Annotated in this window: 14 protein-coding genes; 11 read left to right on the forward strand and 3 right to left on the reverse strand. The window is 73.4% G+C overall.

Annotation, left to right across the window (positions count from 1 at the left end):
• Nucleotides 1-175 precede the first annotated feature (175 nt).
• The 5 genes from ACFWI4_RS06185 (at nucleotide 176) to ACFWI4_RS06205 (ending at nucleotide 7,854) form a co-directional block, all read left to right on the forward strand.
• Nucleotides 176-1,270, forward strand: coding sequence for a DUF1996 domain-containing protein (locus tag ACFWI4_RS06185; protein ID WP_387191510.1), 1,095 nt, complete (start codon nucleotides 176-178; stop codon nucleotides 1,268-1,270).
• 121 nt (nucleotides 1,271-1,391) lie between these two features.
• On the forward strand, nucleotides 1,392-3,140 hold the full coding sequence (locus tag ACFWI4_RS06190; RefSeq protein WP_387191512.1) for a discoidin domain-containing protein: 1,749 nt from the start codon (nucleotides 1,392-1,394) through the stop codon (nucleotides 3,138-3,140).
• 47 nt (nucleotides 3,141-3,187) lie between these two features.
• Nucleotides 3,188-5,680, forward strand: a complete 2,493-nt coding sequence (locus tag ACFWI4_RS06195; RefSeq protein ID WP_387191514.1) for a glycoside hydrolase family 3 C-terminal domain-containing protein — start codon at nucleotides 3,188-3,190, stop codon at nucleotides 5,678-5,680.
• A 63-nt stretch (nucleotides 5,681-5,743) separates the two neighbouring features.
• On the forward strand, nucleotides 5,744-6,784 hold the full coding sequence (locus ACFWI4_RS06200; protein ID WP_385396735.1) for a LacI family DNA-binding transcriptional regulator: 1,041 nt from the start codon (nucleotides 5,744-5,746) through the stop codon (nucleotides 6,782-6,784).
• Nucleotides 6,785-6,972: 188 nt separating this feature from the next.
• Complete coding sequence (locus tag ACFWI4_RS06205) at nucleotides 6,973-7,854, forward strand: universal stress protein (protein ID WP_387191517.1); 882 nt, start codon at nucleotides 6,973-6,975, stop codon at nucleotides 7,852-7,854.
• 71 nt (nucleotides 7,855-7,925) lie between these two features.
• Here ACFWI4_RS06205 and ACFWI4_RS06210 read toward each other — a convergent pair whose 3' ends face one another.
• Nucleotides 7,926-8,279, reverse strand: a complete 354-nt coding sequence (locus ACFWI4_RS06210) for a hypothetical protein (RefSeq protein WP_339127531.1) — start codon at nucleotides 8,277-8,279, stop codon at nucleotides 7,926-7,928.
• Between the two features lie 107 nt (nucleotides 8,280-8,386).
• Between ACFWI4_RS06210 and ACFWI4_RS06215 the strand changes: the two genes are divergently transcribed.
• The gene (locus tag ACFWI4_RS06215) at nucleotides 8,387-9,052 is read left to right on the forward strand and encodes an NUDIX domain-containing protein (protein WP_387191550.1); all 666 of its coding nucleotides are present in this window, start codon (nucleotides 8,387-8,389) and stop codon (nucleotides 9,050-9,052) included.
• Nucleotides 9,053-9,124: 72 nt separating this feature from the next.
• Nucleotides 9,125-10,111 (forward strand): aldo/keto reductase, encoded by a 987-nt coding sequence (locus tag ACFWI4_RS06220; RefSeq protein ID WP_387191519.1) that lies wholly within the window; start codon nucleotides 9,125-9,127, stop codon nucleotides 10,109-10,111.
• A gap of 87 nt (nucleotides 10,112-10,198) precedes the next feature.
• On the opposite strand, the gene ACFWI4_RS06225 is transcribed toward ACFWI4_RS06220, so the two are convergent.
• Entirely contained in the window at nucleotides 10,199-12,739 is a 2,541-nt protein-coding gene (locus ACFWI4_RS06225; RefSeq protein WP_387191521.1) for a SpoIIE family protein phosphatase, read from the reverse strand.
• Nucleotides 12,740-12,930: 191 nt separating this feature from the next.
• Complete coding sequence (locus tag ACFWI4_RS06230) at nucleotides 12,931-13,851, reverse strand: LysR family transcriptional regulator ArgP (RefSeq protein WP_385396744.1); 921 nt, start codon at nucleotides 13,849-13,851, stop codon at nucleotides 12,931-12,933.
• A gap of 66 nt (nucleotides 13,852-13,917) precedes the next feature.
• Between ACFWI4_RS06230 and ACFWI4_RS06235 the strand changes: the two genes are divergently transcribed.
• The 4 genes from ACFWI4_RS06235 (at nucleotide 13,918) to ACFWI4_RS06250 (ending at nucleotide 17,724) form a co-directional block, all read left to right on the forward strand.
• Nucleotides 13,918-14,529 (forward strand): LysE/ArgO family amino acid transporter, encoded by a 612-nt coding sequence (locus ACFWI4_RS06235; protein ID WP_387191524.1) that lies wholly within the window; start codon nucleotides 13,918-13,920, stop codon nucleotides 14,527-14,529.
• Nucleotides 14,530-15,051: 522 nt separating this feature from the next.
• Nucleotides 15,052-16,386, forward strand: a complete 1,335-nt coding sequence (locus ACFWI4_RS06240) for an MFS transporter (RefSeq protein ID WP_387191526.1) — start codon at nucleotides 15,052-15,054, stop codon at nucleotides 16,384-16,386.
• Nucleotides 16,387-16,424: 38 nt separating this feature from the next.
• Nucleotides 16,425-17,243, forward strand: coding sequence for a methyltransferase domain-containing protein (locus tag ACFWI4_RS06245; RefSeq protein WP_387191528.1), 819 nt, complete (start codon nucleotides 16,425-16,427; stop codon nucleotides 17,241-17,243).
• A gap of 112 nt (nucleotides 17,244-17,355) precedes the next feature.
• Nucleotides 17,356-17,724 (forward strand): DUF6479 family protein, encoded by a 369-nt coding sequence (locus ACFWI4_RS06250; protein WP_385396752.1) that lies wholly within the window; start codon nucleotides 17,356-17,358, stop codon nucleotides 17,722-17,724.
• Nucleotides 17,725-17,741 lie beyond the last annotated feature (17 nt).

The raw sequence follows: 17,741 nt of genomic DNA on the forward strand, positions 1-17,741 counted from the left end.
GTCGGTTCCCTTGACACTCGCGCACGGCCGCCACAACACTCCTCGACGGGAGAGCGCTCTCCCATTTCCTCGGCACATGTGATGGACCGTCACGCGGACGGTCCGGCGGCGCCGTGCCCGGCGCCGCCCGGCCGTCCGACCCCCACCGTCCCCATCGACGTGGCAGGAGGTCTCCATGGCACGGAGATCGAAGATCCTCTCAGGAATGCTGATGTCCGGCGCGCTGGTGCTGACCTCGCTCGGCCTGGCCGGAGTGGCGATGAGCGCCGACCCCGCGCCCGGCCCGGCGGCGTCCGCGGCAGGCGCGACGACCGTCCACGCGGCGCACGCGATGCCGCTCTCCACGCTCTCCTCGCCTGAGGACCCGGACGGCGACGGCTACATCCCGGCGAACCCGCAGGTGACCGGGGTGGTCCCGTCCAAGGCGGAGCCCGCGCACCGGTACTTCCACGAGTTCCAGGCCAACTGCTCGGTGACGCGCACCCGCCCCGACGACCCGATCGTCTATCCGGGCCAGCCGGGCAAGTCCCACGACCACACCTTCCTGGGCAACACCACGACGGACGCGGGAAGCACCACCGCCTCGCTCGACGCCGGTTCGACGAGTTGCAGGGCGCCCGGCGACAAGTCCGCGTACTGGATGCCGACGCTTCTGAAGGGCGGCAACCCCGTCCTGCCGGTGGGGCCGCAGGTCATCTACTACAAGGCCGGGGTCACCGACTACACCAGCGTGCGGCCCTTCCCGAAGGGACTGCGCTTCGTGGTCGGCAGCCCGATGCAGTCCACGGCCGACTTCCGCAACCACCGGGGGTTCGTCGAGGGATGGGAGTGCGGCGCCAGCTACTTCAACGTCGACTTCCCGCAGCAGTGTCCGAGCACCGCCGACGTCCAGCTCAACATCCGTTTCCAGGCGCCCAGTTGCTGGGACGGCAAGTACCTGGACACCCCCAACCACCAGAGTCACATGGCGTATCCGGTGGTCAACCCCGGCACCAACGACAACATCTGCCCGGACGACCACCCGGTCGCCCTGCCGATGATCGAGTTCAAGATGGCCTTCCCGGTCAACGGTGACATGTCCCAGGTCAGGCTTTCGAGCGGCGCCGGTTACTCCTTCCACTACGACTTCTTCGACGCGTGGGACCCGCCGACGCTGAAGGCGCTCGTCGACCACTGTGTCGTCGGAGGACTCCAGTGCGACGCCCGCGGCTACGACCAGACGCACCCCGAGGCGGGCGCGGTACTCGACGCGAACTACCGCCTTCCCTGACGCGCGGCGACGCCGACGCGTCCCGCCGGTCCGCAGCACCGCGGACCGGCGGGACCACCCGCCCCTCGTCACGGCCCCACCCCCACCCGCATCCCCACACCCGTACCCCGGACGGACTCTCATGACCGGATCCCGAACCACCCGGCGCCATGTCATGGCGCCGCTCACCGCGGGCCTGCTCGCCGCGGCGGCACTCGTGCTGCCCGCCCAGCGCGCCCAGGCCGCCGGCGGCGTCGTCGAGGTCACCGGCTCGCAGGGCAACTGGCAACTGACCGTCGACGGAAGCCCGTACCGGATCAAGGGCCTCACCTGGGGCCCCGCCGTGGCCGACGCGCCGCGGTACATGCCCGACCTGAGGTCGATGGGCGTCAACACCGTGCGCACCTGGGGCACCGACGCCTCCAGCCAACCCCTGTTCGACGCGGCGGCGGCCCAGGGCATCAGGGTGATCGCCGGCTTCTGGCTCCAGCCCGGCGGCGGCCCCGGCAGCGGCGGCTGTGTCAACTACCTGACGGACACCGCGTACAGGAACCAGGTGCTCACCGAGTTCCCCCAGTGGGCAGCCACCTACAAGGACAACCCCGGCGTCCTGATGTGGGACGTCGGCAACGAATCCGTGCTCGGTCTCCAGAACTGCTACAGCGGCGCCGAACTGGAGCGCCAGCGGGACGCCTACACCACGCTGGTGAACGACATCGCCAAGAAGATCCACGCCGTCGACCCCAACCACCCGGTCACCTCCACCGACGCGTGGACCGGCGCCTGGCCCTACTACAAGAAGAACGCGCCCGACCTGGACCTGTACGCCGTGAACGCCTACAACGCCGTCTGCGATGTGAAGTCCGCCTGGGAGCAGGGCGGTTACACCAAGCCCTACATCGTGACCGAGACCGGGCCCGCGGGCGAGTGGGAGGTCCCGGACGACACGAACGGCGTCCCCGTCGAACCCACCGACCGGGCCAAGGCCGACGGGTACACCCGGGCCTGGAACTGCGTCACCGGGCACAAGGGCGTCGCGCTCGGCGCCACGATGTTCCACTACGGCACCGAGTACGACTTCGGCGGCATCTGGTTCAACCTGCTGCCCGCGGGCGAGAAACGCCTCTCGTACTACGCCGTGAAGCGGGCGTACGGCGGGGACACCTCCCACGACGACACCCCGCCGGTCATCACCGACCTCACCGTCGAGGGGGACGCCGGCAAGGTTCCGGCCGGGCGCGACCTCACCCTCGCGGTCAAGGCCACCGACCCCGACGGCGATCCCGTCACGTACGAGGTGCTGGACAACAGCATGTACATCGACCAGGGCAAACAGCTGAACCCGCTGCCCTTCACCGACCTGGGCGGCGGCCGGCTCAGGGTGACCGCCCCGGACCGGCCCGGGGTGTGGAAGTTCTACGTCAAGGTCAAGGACGGCAGGGGCAACGTCGGCGTCGAGACCCGCTCCGTGCGGGTGGTGCCGCCCACGCCGAGCGGCACGGACATCGCCCTCGGCAGGCCCGTGACCGCCTCCTCGTTCCAGACCGGCGGCGGGGACTGTCCCTGCACCGCCGCGAACGCCGTCGACGGCAGCCTGAACACCCGCTGGGCCAGCGACTGGAGCGATCCCCAGTGGCTGAGCGTCGACCTCGGCACCCGCACCTCGTTCCGCCATGTCCAGCTGGTCTGGGAGACCTCGTACGCCAAGGCCTACACCCTCCAGACCTCGGACGACGGGCAGAACTGGACCACCGTGCGCACGGTCACCGACGGCAACGGCGGCGTCGACGACCTCGACGTGTCCGGCACCGGCCGCTACGTACGGGTCGACGGAACGGCCCGAGGCACCGGCTGGGGCTACTCGCTCTACGAGTTCGGCATCTACAACTGAACGACGACACCGAGGGAGAGCGCTCTCCCACGGAAGGGGCCGCAGGCGTGCGCGGGACCGACGGCGAGGCGGAGCGCGAGGCGCTCCTCGGGAAACTCACCCTCCACGAGAAGGTCCGGCTGCTGACCGGCGCCACCACCTGGCGCACCCGGGCCGAACCGGCCCTGGGGCTGCGGGAGATGGTCCTCTCGGACGGCCCGGCCGGGGTGCGCGGGCAGTCCTGGGACGAGCGCGACCCCGCCCTGCTGCTGCCCTCGGCGTCCGCGCTCGGGGCCCTGTGGGACGAGGAACTGGTTGAGCGCCTCGGCGGCCTTCTCGCCGCCGAGGCGCGCCGCAAAGGGGTCGACGTGGTCCTCGCGCCCACGCTCAACCTCCACCGGACCCCGCTCGGCGGCCGGCACTTCGAGTGCCTCTCCGAGGACCCCGAACTGACCGGCCGCACCGGTGCCGCGCTCATCCGGGGAATCCAGGCCGGCGGAGTCGCCGCCACTGCCAAGCACTACGTGGCCAACGACTCCGAGACCGACCGGCTGACCGTCGACGTCCGGATGTCCGAACGGGCGCTCCGGGAGGTGTACCTGGCGCCGTTCGAGGCGGCCGTCGAGGCCGGCGTCAGGGTCGTGATGGCCGGGTACAACGGCGTCGACGGCGCCACGATGACCGCCAGTCCGCTGCTGGAGCACCCGCTCAAGAGCGAGTGGGGCTTCGACGGGGTGGTGGTCTCCGACTGGGGCGCGGTCCGGGCCGGCGAGCCGTCCGCGCGGGCCGCCCTCGACCTCGTGATGCCCGGGCCCGAGGGCGCCTGGGGCGAGGCGCTGGTGCGGGCCGTGGAGGAGGGGCGCGTCCCGCGGGCCGCCGTCGACGACAAGGTGCGACGCCTGCTCCGCCTGGCCGCCGCGTGCGGCGCGCTCGGGGAGCCGGACGATGTCGCCGGACCGGCTGCCGTGCCCGGCGCGGAGCCCGGTGCGGAGGGCCGGACCCCCGCCTCCGCTACTGGCCCGGACGAGGCCGACCGTGCCCTGCTGCGGCGGGCCGCTGCCGCGAGCACCGTGCTGCTGGCCGACCGCGGTGTGCTCCCGCTCGATCCCGCCCGGCTGCGCACCGTCGCGGTGATCGGCGCGCACGCCGGCCTGCCGCGGGTGCAGGGCGGCGGCAGCGCGGGGGTCTTCCCCGAGCGGGTCGTCACCCCGCTGGACGGCATCACGGCGGCACTCGGCGACGGCGTACGCCTCCTGCACGTGCCGGGCCCCTCGACCGACGCGCCCGCGGCACCCCTGACCACGGCCCTGTGCACCGATCCGGACTCCGGCCGCCCAGGCGTCCGGCTGCGGGTGCTCGACCGGGCCGGGCGCCCGCTGCACTCCGAACACCGCTTGAGTGGGAGGCAGTTGGAGCCGCCGCTGTCACCCGGCGCGCACACCGTCGAGATCGCCGCGCTCCTGCTCCCGGGAACGTCCGGGCCGTGGACGCTCGGCGTCGGCGGCTTCGGCCGCATGAGTGTCACGGTCGACGAACGCCTCGTACTGGAGGGGGAGTTCGACAAGGACACCGACGATCCGGCGGTCGTCCATGTGAACCCGCCCGTCCGCGACGTGCCCGTGCACCTCACGGCGGGCCGTGCGGTCCGGGTGGTGGCGCGCCGTGAACTCGCCCCGGGGACCGGCCGGGCCACCGTCGTCACCGCCGCGCCGCCCCGCCCCGACGACGCCAAGGCCCTGGCCGAAGCGGTCCGGGCGGCCCGCGAGGCGGACGCCGTGATCGTGGTCGTCGGCACGACCGAGCACGGCGAGTGCGAGGGACGCGACCGCGACGACCTCCGGCTCGGCGGACGCCAGGACGAACTGGTCCACGCGGTCACCGCCGTCGACCCGCGCACGGTCGTCGTCGTCAACAGCGGCGGACCCGTCGAACTGCCCTGGCGCGCACGGGCCGGAGCCGTGCTGCTGACCTGGTTCCCCGGTCAGGAGGGCGGCACGGGCCTCGCCGACGTCCTGTTCGGCCGGACCGAGCCCGGCGGCCGGCTTCCCACGACCTGGCCGGCGGCCCTCGCCGACGCCCCGGTCACCCGCACCCGGCCCGAGGACGGACACCTCGACTACACCGAGGGCCCGTACATCGGCCACCGGGCCTGGGCCCGCCACGACCGCGCCCCCGCCTACTGGTTCGGGCACGGACTCGGCTTCACCACCTGGGCGTACGAGGGGCTGACCGTCCCCGCCCCCATCGCGCCCGGCGAGCCGTTCACGGTGTGGGTCGAGGTGCGCAACACGGGCCCGCGCCCCGGACGCGAGGTCGTCCAGGTGTACCTCGCCGGACACCCGGGCTCGCCGGACCGCCGACTCGCCGGGTACACCCCGGTGAGCGCCGCGCCGGGCGAACGGGTCACGGCCCCGGTGCGGATCCCGGCCCGCGCGCTGCGCCACTGGGACGAGGACGAGCACGCCTGGCACACACGGCCCGGCCCCCGCCGGGTGCTCGCCGGCCGCTCCGCGGGCGATCTGCCGCTGAGCGCCACCGTGGTGGTCCGTACCCCGGGCTGAGCACCGGGCGTCCGGGGGAGAGCGCTCTATCCCCGGGCGGCGCCGGTTCGTTAGGGTGCCGCCATGAGCAGACAGGCTCCCACGCTGGAGGATGTCGCGCGGGTGGCAGGAGTCTCCCGCGCGACCGTGTCCCGGGTCATCAACGGGGTCCGCAACGTCGACCCCGGGATCCAGGAGGTGGTGCGCAGGGCCGTCGAGCGCACCGGCTACGCGCCCAACCGGGCCGCCAGATCACTGGTGACCCGGCGCAGCCAGACGGTGGCGCTGATCGTCTCCGGCGCGGGCGACACCCCGGAGGAGGAGCAGAACGCCTTCGCCGCACGGGTGTTCGCGGACCCCTTCTTCGGACGGGTCGTCAGCGGAGTGGTGGGCTACCTGCGTCCGCGCTCGATGCACCCGCTCCTCATGTTCGCCGAATCGCCCGAGACCAGGAGCCAGGTGCTGGCCGACCTGCGGCAGGGCAGTGCCGACGGCGCCCTCGTCGTGTCCACCCACGCCGACGACCCGCTGCCCGCGCTGCTCGCCGACGCCGGTCTGCCCGCCGTCCTCTTCGCCAGGCCCTCCCGCCCGGTGCGGCTCAGCTACGTCGACCTGGCCCACCGTGAGGGCGCCCGGCTGGCGGCCGAGCACCTGCTGAACCGGGGGTGCCGCCGGATCGTCACCGTCACCGGGCCGCTCGGCGTGGCCGCGAGCCAGGACCGCCTCGCCGGGTTCCGCGACACGATGGCCCGCGGCGGACACCCCTACGTCCCGGTCGCCGAGGGCGGGTTCACGCTGGACAGCGGGATGGCGGCGATGTCCGGACTGCTGGCCGAACACCCGGACGTGGACGGGGTGTTCGCCGCCAACGACCTGATGGCCCAGGGCGTGTGCCAGCTGCTGCGGGAACGCGGCAGAGCGGTGCCGGACGACGTCGCGGTCGTCGGCTTCGACGACTCCAGCGTGGCCGTGACCTGCCGGCCTCCCCTGACCACGGTGCGCCAGCCGGTGGAGGAGATGGCGGCGGCGATGGCCGCCCTCCTCGACGAGCACATCCGGGGCGACCGCACCGAACCCACCTCGCTGATCTTCGACCCGGAACTCGTGGTCCGCGCCTCGGCGTAGCACGGCCGGCCCCGTCCGAGCTCGCGGCCGGGCTCGTACGGGAGTGAGGCCGGCCCCGTCCGGGAGGGCGGCCCGGCCCGTCCGGCGCGCCCCGCCGGGCGACCGTCGCAGCCGCCGGTGGCGGACACTGGACCGGTCAGGATGGACGAGCCCGGCCGGCCGGGCGGACGGCGACGGAAGGCAGGCGGATGACCCACCCGATCACCGTGGGCGTGGACGGATCACCCGAGAGCAGGGCGGCGCTGGCCTGGGCGGGCCGGGAGGCCGTCCGCCGGGGTGCGCCCCTGCGGGTGGTGTACGCCTGGCACTGGCCGCCGCACGACATGGTCGGCGGCGGCGACCGGGAGGACCAGGCGCGCTGGGCCCACTGCATGATCGAGGACGCGGCACGCACGGTCACCGAGCGGCACGCCGGCCTGCCGGTGACGGTCGACGTGATCGACTCCGACGGCGGTGACGTGGTGCGGGCCCTTCTGGACGTCGCGGCCGGCACGGAGATCCTGGCCCTCGGATCGAGCGGATACGGCGCGTTCGTCGGCTTCCTGCTCGGTTCCGTCGGGCAGCGGGTGATCGCCGAGGCGCCCTGCCCGGTCGTGCTGGTGCGTTCGGAGGACCGGCCAGGGGACGAGGCGGGCGGCCGTGAGATCGTCGTCGGCCACCAGGGCGGTCCCGAGGACGGCGCGGCCGGGCTGCGGTTCGCGTTCGAGACGGCGGCGGCCCGTGGCGCGTCGCTCCGGGCCGTACGGGCCTGGAACCTGCCGCCGGTGTTCGCCTACAGCCCCGGCTCGCTCAAGATGCTGGACGAGGCCGGCGGCCTGGAGCCGTACGAACGCAAGGCGCTCGTCGAGGCGCTCCAGCCGTGGCGCGAGCGGTATCCGGAGGTGCCCGTCACCCAGCACATCGAGATGGGCAGCGCGGGCCAGGTCCTGCTGTCCCTCTCCGACCGGGCGCAGCTGATGGTCGTCGGCCGCAGGGCCGACCGTTCCGGCGTGGGCACGCGGATCGGTTCGGTGGCCCACGCGGTGATGCACCACGCGCCCTGCCCGGTGGCGGTCGTCCCCCACGTCTGACCGGCCGGGCCGCCGGCCGCCCGGGGGAGAGGCCTTCGTACGCCACGGTCCGCCCCCGGGCCCGGCAGCGGCTAGGTGTTGTCGGCCCGGGACATCCGCAACGCGAGGTCCTGGAGCAGATCCGCCGTCGAGACGTCGGTCCGTCCGGAGTCGTGCAGATCGGCGAGTTCGGAGAAGAGGAAGGCGAAGGCGCCCACCAGGGAGATGGCGGCGGGCAGATAGGCGTCCGCGACCGCCTGTCCGGCCTCCGCGGGTCCGGCGTCCCCGGGCACCTCGACGCGCGGGAACACCTCGGTGACGAGCGCGCCCAGATTGTTCTCGGCCGACTCGACCCCGGCCTCCTCGTCCTGGGCGATCCTGCGCACCATGGCGTTGGTCTCGGTGAGCACGCCGATGGCGCGCAGGATGATCTCCGTCTGTTCCATGCGGTGAGCCTAAACGGGCGAAGCCCCGCTGTGACCAGGATCTTGGTCTCGGGATGGTAGACAGGGCCGATGAACGACAACTCCCGCTCACGCCCGGCCCGCGCGCGATGACCGCCGGCATCGACACCCCGGACCGCCGGGGCCGCACCGGGCTCGACCGGACGGGCCTCGATCTGACGGGCAACCCCCGGGTCAGGATCCGCGACGTCACGCTCCTGTCCTGTCACTGGTACGTGGAGCGGACCACCACCTTCGACCTCCGGCTCGCCGACGGGACCTGGAGCACCCAGGAGCGCGAGACCCACGACCGGGGCAACGGGGCCACTCTCCTGCTGTACGACACCGAGCGTGAAACCGTGCTGCTGACCAGGCAGTTCCGGTATCCGGTGTACGTCAACGGACACCCGGACGGGATGCTGGTCGAGACACCGGGCGGCCTCCTCGACGAGGACGACGAGCATCCCGAGGACGCCGTCCGGCGCGAGGTGATCGAGGAGACCGGGCACACCGTCGGGGAGGTCGAGCACGTCTTCGACGTCTACATGAGCCCGGGTTCGGTCACCGAACGCGTGAGTTTCTACGCCGCTTCCTACGGTCCGTCCACCCGCACCCACGAGGGCGGCGGACTCGACGAGGAGGGGGAGGACATCGAGACGGTCGAACTGCCCTTCCGCGAAGCCCTGTCGATGATCCGCACCGGGGAGATCGCCGACGCCAAGACCATCATGCTGTTGCAGTGGGCCGCTCTGGAGGGGCCGTTCGCCAAGGCTTGACCTCAAGAGCGCTCCAACGGCCAGACTCCCGTCCGGGCCCGGGGACTTCGGGCCCGGACGGGAGGGAACACCATGCGTACCCGCACGATCGGCACGGACCCGGGGACCCGCAGGGAGGTGAGCGTGCTCGCGCTCGGCGCGATGCTGTTCGGCTCGCTGACCGACGAGAAGACGTCGTTCGCCGTGCTCGACCGCTATGTCGAGGCCGGCGGCAACTTCATCGACACCTCCGACAACTACGCCTTCTGGACCGACGGCGGCCAGGGCGGTCAGAGCGAGGAACTGCTCGGACGCTGGCGGCGAAGCCGGGGCGTCGGCGACGAGATCGTCATCGCCACCAAGCTCGGCGCCCGCCCGCTGGCCCCGGGCACCGGCTTCGTCGACAACCCCGAGGGCCTGTCCGCGAAGGTGATCCGTGAGGCGTCCGAGCGGAGCCGGGAACGCCTCGGGGTGGAGCGGATCGACCTTCTGTACGCGCACATAGAGGACCGCACCGTCGAACCGGCCGACACCGTGCGGGCGTTCGCCGGACTCGTCGAGGAGGGCAGCGTCGGGCTCCTCGGGGTGAGCAACCACGCGGTGTGGCGGGTGGAGCGGGCCCGCGCCCTGGCCGCCGCGTCCGGACTGCCCGGCTACGAGGTCCTCCAGTACCACCACAGCCTGCTGCGCCCGCGCTCCGACGTGCCCAGCGGGCTCTTCCCCGAGGGCGGTCTCGGGGCCGCGACCGGAGAGCTCCTCAGCTATATGGGGGCGGAGCCGGGACTGGTCCTCGTCGCGTACTCGCCGCTGCTGGGCGGCGCCTACGGACGGCGGGACAAGCCGCTGCCGTCCGACCACGACCACCCGGGCAACACCGCCCGGCTCGCCGTGCTCCGGGACGTGGCGAAGGAGACGGGGGCGACCCTCAACCAGGTCGTGCTGGCCTGGCAGATCGGCGGCGAGCTGCCGGTGATCCCGCTGGCCGGTGCCTCGTCGGTGGCCCAGCTGGAGGAGAACCTGGCCGCGGTGGACCTGGAGCTCGACGCGGAGCAGCGGGCCCGTCTGGACGCGGTCCACTGACGGATCGCGACGGGCCCGCGGACGGCCCGTCGCCGCGCGCGGCCCCCGAGGGCGGCCCGCCGTCCGCTCCCGGTGGGCTCCCGCCGGTCAGTCCCCGCGGGGCGGCCTCAGCGTGGTGAGCAGCAGGGCGATGTCGTCGGGCCGCTCGTTGGCCTTGCGGGCCTCCGCGGTGAGCAGGTCGGCGGCGCGGGACAGGGAGGGACCGCCCGCGGTGAGGTGCCGCGGGGGCCCCGCCTCGGCCAGGGTCGCGCGCAGGGCCTCGACCCCCTCGTCGATGTCCGTGCCGGGCCGCTCGACCAGCCCGTCCGTGTACAGCGCCAGCACCGCGTCGGGCTCCAGCACCAGGTCGGTGACGGGATAGTCGGCGTGCGGGTCCACGCCGAGGACCACACCGCCCGGCAGGTCCAGGACCTCGGTGCGGCCGTCGGGATGGCGCAGCAGCGGCTGCGGATGCCCGGCCCGGGCGGCCTGCGCGGCACCCGTCGACGGGTCCACCCGGACGTAGCAGCAGCTCGCGAACTGGCCCGGGTCGAGGTCGATGAGGAGCCGGTTGGTGCCGCTCATCACCTCGTCAGGCGAATGGTCCCCGAGGGCGAACGCCCTGACGGCGCTGCGGAGCTGTCCCATGGTCGCGGCGGCCTGGACACCGTGGCCCTGTACGTCGCCGATGACGAGCGCGAGTCCGTCGCCGGCCTCGACGACGTCGTACCAGTCGCCGCCCACGTCCATGCCCACGGTGCCCGGCAGATAGCGGCCCGCCGTCTGGACGAGGGGGTGCGCCGACAGCCGGTGCGGCAGCAGCGCCTCCTGGAGTCCGCGGGCGAGCGCCGCCTCGTTGTCGTAGCGCCGCGCCCGCTCCAGCGACTGGGCGATCAGTCCGGCGAGCGCGGTGAGGACGGTGCGTTCCTCGGTGGTGAAGGTCCGGGGCCGGTCGAACCCGAGGATGCAGGAGCCGACCGGGCGCCCGGAGGCGATCAGCGGGAGGAACGCCCGGGCTCCGACGGTGGCGTCGAGGGCGACGCCGGGATAGGCGGCGGCCAGTTGCTCCATCGATTCGAAGAAGAGCGCCCGCCCGCTGGTGAGCGTCTCGACCCCGGGCAGCTTGACGTCCAGGCCGACCCCGTCGAAGGGGGCGAGGAACCCCTGCGGGAAGCCGGTCTCCCAGGCCAGGTACAGCCGGCGGTCCTGGAGGAGGTAGATGGCCAGGCGGCGGCTGCCGAAGGCGGGCAGCAGCTCGCGCATCACCACCTCCGACACCTGCCGCGCGGTCACCGCCTCGGTCAGCGCGATCGCGAGGACGATGGGCCGGTACTGCGGTGCCGCGCCCGAGATCGCCGTGTCGGGTGCCTCGACCTCGGCCCGTACGGCCTGGGTCGTCTCCACGTCGAACGCCGTGGTCCCGGTCGCGTCCGGGCCCCGCCCCAGCGGGGTGATCTTGCAGGTCACCCCGCGGGGTCCGGGGTAGACGGAGAAGCTCAGCCAGGTGCCCGCCGGCTGTCCGGGGCTCGTCGAGGTGCCGTTTCCCAGCGGGCTGCGGGCCCGGAAGTGCACCGGGTCGGGGGAGAGCAGCGCGCTGCGCAGATGATCCTCGTAGGCGGGATGGTCCATCCAGGGCACCACGTCCCACAGCAGCCGCCCCAGCAGCTCGGCGCGCGGGCGGCCGAGCAGGTGGGCGGCCCGCGGGTTCGCGTAGGTGATCAGCCCGATCCGGTCGATGGCGAAGACGCCCTCGGGGAGCTGATCGGCCGCGCCGTCCGCGGCCGGCCCCGGCCCCGGGTCGACGAGGGCGCCGCTGACCCGGAACGGAGGGGTGTCCGTCTCTCCCGCGGTCCACAGTTCGAGGAGCCGCAGTCCACCGCCGCCGGTGCGGACCGGCAGGGGATGGGGCGGGGGACGGCCCGCTGCGGTCTCGCGCAGGGCCGCAAGCAGCAGTCGGGGCTCGTCGTGGGCGAGGGCGTCCGCGAAGGCCTCGGGCGTCCCGGCGAAGTCCTCCTGGGGGATGCCGAGCAGCTCCCACAGGGTGTCGTCCGCGACCAGCCTGCCGTTGCCCGGATCCCAGGTGAAGCCCCCGACGGACCGCGTCGACCGGCCGTCGACCGGCGGCCTGGTCCCGAGCGGATCGCCGTCCCACAGGACGTCCTTCCCCTCCTTGTCGAGCCGGGCCAGGGCGGCCCCGAGGCCCGCCGCGACCGCTGTCATCCGGTCGCGGTCCGGCAGGACCTCGGTGGCGTCCGAGGCGGGCGGGCGCAGGACCGTCAGGACGCCGTACGAGGTGGAGTCGCCCACCACCGGAACGTAGAGCGATCCGAACTGGAACGGCAGCCCGGCCGCGAGCTGCGGATAGCGGCGCATCGTCTCCGTCGGATCCGCGAGCAGCACCTCGACGCCGAGCCGATGGGCGTCCGCGACCGGGAACGGCCGGTCGACGTGCATACGTGACCAGGGCCGGAACAGGGGGCCCGGCAGGCCCGCGAGCACGGCCAGGCGCAGCAGTCCGGGCGTGCGGGAACGCAAGTACACGCCCCCCGCGAAACCGCGGGCGGCCCGGATCGCGTCCGTCACCGCGTCACTGAGCAAGGAGGTCAGGCTGTCCGGCGCCTGGCCCTCACGCTCGGCGCTCCCTGTCATCGATCTGCCCTCGTCCGCCCGCCGCCAGGCGGGGCAACACAGCAAGAATGCGCCTCTCGGGACGTTCACCGCACCTCGGCGTCCTCCGCGGCACCAGGAGGTGAGGCCGTTCCTCCCGGCCGTGCCGGAATCCGCCGGGCGTGACCATACCGGCTCGGGCCGGGTTCGGGACCCGTCCGGAAGCCGTTGATTCAAGCGGCCCGCGCGGGCCGCAGCCGCTCGGCGGCGACGGCAGCCACCGCCTCGGCCACCGCGGCCAGGGCCGGGAAATCGAGCTTCCACTGCTGCCAGAACAGCGGTACGTCGATTCCGCTCTCCGGGGCGAGACGCACCAGCGTCCCGGCGCGCAGCAGCGGCCGTGCCTGGACCTCGGGCACCATGCCCCAGCCCATCCCGGCCGCCACGGCGTCGACGAAGCCCTCCGAGGTGGGGACGAAGTGGCGCAGCGTGCTCGCCCCGGGACCGCCCGAGAGGGAGCGGACGAAGTCGTCCTGGATGTCGTCGTCGCGGTCGAAGGCCACCACGGGGGCGGAGCCGATCAGCTCGCGCAGGGGCGTGCCGGCGGCGGTCCCGAGCCACCGCTCGGCGCAGCCGGGGCTCGCCACGGGCAGATAGCGCATCCGCCCCAGGGCGCGTACCGAGCAGCCCGTGACCGGGTCGGGCGACGAGGTGACGGCGGCCATGACCGACCCCTCGCGGAGCAGGGCGGCGGTGTGGTCCTCGTCCCCGCGGCGCAGTTCGAAGCACAGCCGGAGCCCGGCGGGCACGCGGGCGAGTGCCGGCAGGAACCAGGTCGCGAGGGAGTCGGCGTTCACCGCGATCGGCAGCCGGGTGGGCTCACCGGTTCCGGACATGCCGAGCTCGGCGTGGGCGTCGCGCTCCAGGCGGGCGAGCCGGCGCGCGAAGCGCACCACGATCTCGCCGGACTCGGTGGGGCGCACCGGCTTCGTGCGGGTCACCAGGACCCTGCCGGTGCGCTGTTCGAGTGATTTGACCCGCTGACTCACCGCGGAGGGCGTCACCCGCAGGGCCGTGGCCGCCGCGTCGAAGGTGCCTTCGTCGACCACCGCGAGCAGGGTGCGGACCTGGTCGAGGGGGAGTTCCGCCATCACGGGAGCTAATGATACGTAAGAATCTTTAGCTGTATTTCCGGTGATCCTCTTTCTAGGGTCGAAGGCATGACAGCAGCTCTTGCCGCGGCGGCCGCCGGGTTCGGTGCCGGACTCTCCCTCATCGTCGCCATCGGCGCGCAGAACGCCTTCGTCCTGCGCCAGGGCGTCCGCCGGGACGCGGTCCTCGCCGTGGTGGGCATCTGCGCCCTGTCCGACGCGCTGCTGATCGCGCTCGGGGTCGGCGGGGTCGGCGCGGTGGTGGTGGCCTGGCCCGCCGCGCTCACCGCGGTCGGACTGGTCGGCGGCGGTTTCCTCGTCGTCTACGGGGTGCTCGCCGCCCGGCGGGTGCTGAGGCCCTCGGCGCTGCGGGCGGCGACCGGATCCCCCGGCTCCCGGCGCCGGGCCGTCCTCACCTGCCTCGCCCTGACGTGGCTCAATCCGCACGTCTACCTCGACACCGTGTTCCTGCTCGGCTCGCTGGCCGCCGGCCGCGGGTCGCTGCGCTGGACGTTCGGACTGGGCGCGGCGCTCGCCAGCCTGTGCTGGTTCGCGGCCCTCGGCTTCGGCGCGCGGCTGCTCGGCCGCCTGCTGGCCCGGCCCGGCGCCTGGCGGGTACTGGACGGCCTCGTCGCCGTGACGATGATCGCGATGGGCGCCACCCTGATCGCCGGCGCCTGACCGCCGGCCCCGGCCCGCCCGCGCCTGATCGCTGGCGCCCGATCGCCCGCCCCGGCCCGCCCGCGCCTGATCGCTGGCGCCTGATCGCCAGCCCCTGACCGCCCGCGCCTTGCCTCCGGCGTCCGGGCGCCCGCGTCTGACCGCCGGCGCCCGAGCGACGGCAAGGCGCCCGCCTCGGGCCCGCCCGGTTCGCCGGACCTGTCCACCGGCCCCTGTAGGCGAACCCCGTGGCCGGATTCCGTAGACCGGACCCGGTGGCCGGATTCCGTGGACCGGACCCGGTGGACGGACCCCGTAGACCGGCCCCCGAGGACCGGACCGCGAAGGCCGGGCGCCGCCGGACCCCGTGCACCGGCCGCCCGCAGCGGTCGTACGACCCTCCCGCAGGCGTGGTGCACCAACCGCCCGCAGCGGTCGTACGGCCCTCCCGCAGGCGCGGTCCCGCGCGCCCCGTGCATCAAATCGGTCCCCCGGGGGACACAAGCCGCCCACGCTCGGCCATAGTGATCCCCGGATCGAAAGATGTATCGAGCAACCAGGATGAGCGTGGACACGAGTCAGAGCAGCACGGACAGCGGCGCCGCGGCGCCCGGCGGGAACGCGGAGGCGGAACCGCCGGACCGATCCGGATGGCGCCGCTGGGCCATGGACACCCGGCCGCTGCGCCGCCCCGCGTACCGCCGGCTGTGGACGTCGACCGCCGTCACCTCCGTGGGCAGCCAGCTCACCGCCGTCGCCGTGCCCAAGCAGATCTACGACATCACCGGCTCCTCGGCCTGGGTCGGCTACGCGAGCCTCGCCGGCCTGCTGCCCCTGGTGGTCTTCGCCCTGTGGGGCGGCGCGATCGCCGACAGCATGGACCGCCGCAAGCTGCTCCTCGTCACCAACACCGGCATAGCCGTCACCTCGCTGCTCTTCTGGGCCCAGGCCGTCTCCGGGCTGGACTCGGTGCCCGTCCTGATGATCCTGCTCGCCCTCCAGCAGGCGTTCTTCGGACTCAACTCCCCGGCCCGCAGCGCCTCCATAGCCCGGCTCGTCCCCGAGGACGAACTGCCCGCCGCAAACGCGCTGGGCGCGACCGTGATGCAGACCGGCTCGGTGGCGGGGCCGATGCTCGCCGGCGCGCTGATCCCCCTGATCGGACTGCCCGAGCTCTATCTGATCGACGCCCTCGCCCTGTGCGTCACCGTGTGGGCCGTCCTGCGGCTCCCCGCGCTGCCGCCCCTGGCGAAGGCCGCCTCCCAGCGCGCGGGCCTGCGCGAAGTGGTGGCCGGTTTCCGCTACATCGCCCTGCACAAGGTGCTGCTGCTGTCCTTCCTCGCGGACATCATCGCCATGGTGTTCGGCATGCCCCGCGCGCTCTTCCCGCAGCTCGCCGCCGAGACGTACGGCTCCTACGGGGAAGGCCTCGCGCTCGGACTGCTGTTCGCGGCGGTCCCCGTCGGCGCGGTCCTGGGCGGACTGCTGTCGGGCACCTTCTCCCGCGCCCGCCGGCACGGGCTGATGGTCATCGTCTCCGTCGCGGCCTGGGGCGCGGCCGTCGCCGGGTTCGGCCTCAGCGGCAGCCTGTGGCTCGCCGTCGCGTTCCTCGCCGCCGCCGGGGTCGCCGACATGGTCTCCATGGTGTTCCGCGGCGCGATCCTGCTCTCGGCCGCCACCGACGAGATGCGCGGGCGGCTCCAGGGCGTCTTCACCGTCGTCGTCGTGGGCGGCCCGCGCGTCGCGGACGTCCTGCACGGGACGGCCGGTTCGGCCTTCGGAGCACCCGCCGCGGTCGCCGGCGGAGGCCTCCTGGTGATCGTGGCGGTGCTTGTGCTCGCTTTTGTCACACCGGCCTTGAGGCGTTACACAATCTGAATCTGAAAAACGACCATGGTGGTTCTAGAGTGACCGCCATGGTGGACACGCGGCCAACGTCGGCCTTCCACGCGCAGAACGTCAGCGCGGACAGCACATCCCGTCTCGTCGGCGCCCTCGATGCCCAGGACGTCAACGACGGTGTGCAGCGCCTGCGTTCATGGGCGCACGCGGCACTGGCCGTACGACCCGGAGAGCGGGCGCTCGACATCGGCGCGGGCACCGGATCGCAGACCCGGCGTCTCGCGGCGGCCGTGGGCCCGCGCGGCCGTGTGCTCGGCATCGAACCCAACCCCGGGCTGCGTGCCGTGGCCGAACAGCGGGGGACCGAGGAGCGCAGCGCCGCGCGGTTCGCCGACGCCGACGCCCTCTCCCTGCCGCTGCCCGACGCCACCGTCGACGTCGTGTGGTGCGAGCGGGTGCTCCAGCACCTCGTGGAGCCCGAGAAGGCCGTCTTCGAGATAGCGCGCGTGCTGCGGCCCGGCGGCCGGGTCGCCCTGCTGGACACCGACTGGGCGACCACGATCCTGCACCCCGGCGACCCCGACACGATCGCCGCGCTCACCACCGGCGCGCTGTCCGCGGCCGCCGACCCCTACTCGGGACGCAAGTTGGTGGGCCGTCTGACGGCCGCCGGACTCGTGATCGACGACCGCGGATCGCAGGCCCTGCTCCAGGACCACAAGTCGGTCGCCTGGCCGCTGATCCGCATGCTCGGCGACTCGGCGCTGAACCGCGGACTCATCGTCGAGTCGCAGCGCGACCGCCTGTACGAGGAGCTCACCGAGGCCGCTCGGCAGGGCGGCCTGCACATGTCCGTGACGATGTTCGGGGCCGTGGCGCACCGCCCGGAATGACCGGGCGCGGGTTCGCGGCGTAGCGTCCGGATTGATCCGGAATACAATGGAATGGCCGTCGCTGACGGGCCAGTACGCAGATTTCCCCTGGTATTGGGGGTACGCGAACACCATGTACACCGCGAGCCACGATCTGATCGCAGCGAGTTCATCGCTGAACGCGGGCGCCGCCTTCATAGGCGGCCTCATCATCGCAGGCGCGCTCGTCTGGGCCGTCCGGATGGGCATCCGGGTACGGAACCTGGAATCGCGCCCGCCCACCGCCGAGGAGCAGCCGAGGCTGCCCGAGACCGGGGCGGTGCACGAGGAGCGCGAGATGCGGGAACCCGACGAGGTCCCGCACGCTGCGGACGAGAGCGAGCGGCTGATGCCGTACAACCTTCACTCCGCGGGAACCAAACACGCCGACGACCAGCACCGCAAGCGCTGGCAACCGGGATCGAGCGGGTCCTTCGGCAGCGGCGGACCCGGCAGGACCTGACCGGGACGTGAGGGAGC

This window comes from Streptomyces sp. NPDC127038 (assembly GCF_042725875.1).
Classification (GTDB): domain Bacteria; phylum Actinomycetota; class Actinomycetes; order Streptomycetales; family Streptomycetaceae; genus Streptomyces.

Excerpts from the sequence above, each read along its gene's own strand:
- ACFWI4_RS06250 (WP_385396752.1), top strand. The coding sequence starts at position 17,356 with ATGTACACCGCGAGCCACGATCTGATCGCAGCGAGTTCATCGCTGAAC.
- ACFWI4_RS06185 (WP_387191510.1), top strand. The coding sequence starts at position 176 with ATGGCACGGAGATCGAAGATCCTCTCAGGAATGCTGATGTCCGGCGCG.
- ACFWI4_RS06205 (WP_387191517.1), top strand. The coding sequence starts at position 6,973 with ATGACCCACCCGATCACCGTGGGCGTGGACGGATCACCCGAGAGCAGG.
- ACFWI4_RS06190 (WP_387191512.1), top strand. The coding sequence starts at position 1,392 with ATGACCGGATCCCGAACCACCCGGCGCCATGTCATGGCGCCGCTCACC.
- ACFWI4_RS06200 (WP_385396735.1), top strand. The coding sequence starts at position 5,744 with ATGAGCAGACAGGCTCCCACGCTGGAGGATGTCGCGCGGGTGGCAGGA.
- ACFWI4_RS06225 (WP_387191521.1), bottom strand. The coding sequence starts at position 12,739 with ATGACAGGGAGCGCCGAGCGTGAGGGCCAGGCGCCGGACAGCCTGACC.
- ACFWI4_RS06215 (WP_387191550.1), top strand. The coding sequence starts at position 8,387 with ATGACCGCCGGCATCGACACCCCGGACCGCCGGGGCCGCACCGGGCTC.
- ACFWI4_RS06240 (WP_387191526.1), top strand. The coding sequence starts at position 15,052 with ATGTATCGAGCAACCAGGATGAGCGTGGACACGAGTCAGAGCAGCACG.
- ACFWI4_RS06235 (WP_387191524.1), top strand. The coding sequence starts at position 13,918 with ATGACAGCAGCTCTTGCCGCGGCGGCCGCCGGGTTCGGTGCCGGACTC.
- ACFWI4_RS06245 (WP_387191528.1), top strand. The coding sequence starts at position 16,425 with ATGGTGGACACGCGGCCAACGTCGGCCTTCCACGCGCAGAACGTCAGC.
- ACFWI4_RS06210 (WP_339127531.1), bottom strand. The coding sequence starts at position 8,279 with ATGGAACAGACGGAGATCATCCTGCGCGCCATCGGCGTGCTCACCGAG.
- ACFWI4_RS06220 (WP_387191519.1), top strand. The coding sequence starts at position 9,125 with ATGCGTACCCGCACGATCGGCACGGACCCGGGGACCCGCAGGGAGGTG.